Source organism: Microbacterium petrolearium, assembly GCF_054782875.1.
This window is the reverse complement of sequence record NZ_BAAGRQ010000078.1, coordinates 1-592: the sequence shown is the minus strand read 5'-3', so window position 1 is coordinate 592 and position 592 is coordinate 1. Positions and strand designations below refer to the sequence as shown.

Sequence of the window (592 nt, the reverse complement as noted above, 5' to 3'; positions counted from 1 at the left end):
CAGCGCGACGTAGGCGCCGGCCCGGCGAAGGAACCAGCCGCCGGGACGCTGCTCGTCATCGGTGACGGGCGCCTGGGGCCTGGAGGTCTGGGGACGCGCGGTCTGGCCGGTCGTCGAGTGGCTCGTTCTCACGCGCGTCGCAGTTCCGTTCGAGAGAGTCTGAGGTCAGCAAAGCACCTGGTAGGTCCTCATACCGGTCAGGCGCGTGCTCATCGTACGTCGCAGCGTGACCGGGGCGCACACCGCATTCCCGCGACGACGTGTGAGATTTGTCCTGACCTCGCCCGCCGTACACAGCGTGGACAGCCCTGCGCGACGGATGATCCCCGCGTATAGGGTTGTTGACGCCATCGAACGAAGGGCGGCCGGCATCCCGCCGCCGCCGCACGCACGCTGCGCGGCTCTCCGGCCCGTCCGGGGGTCGACGGCGGAGAGAAAGAGGACTCGTGAACGCTTTCGACCCCGTGCTGAAGCCCCTGGAGTGGTCGGAGCTCGACGAGCGAGCGGTCAAGGCCATCAAGGCACTGGCTGCGGACGCCGTCGAGAAGGTGGGCAACGGACATCCCGGAACCGCGATCTCGCTCGCGCCGGC

General features: G+C 69.1%; 1 protein-coding gene. It reads left to right on the top strand.

The genetic code is table 11. The features are described 5' to 3' along the window. Window positions 1-446 precede the first annotated feature (446 nt). On the top strand, window positions 447-592 hold a 146-nt coding region (locus tag ACYVJ0_RS13710), incomplete at its 3' end, for a hypothetical protein (protein ID WP_460818415.1).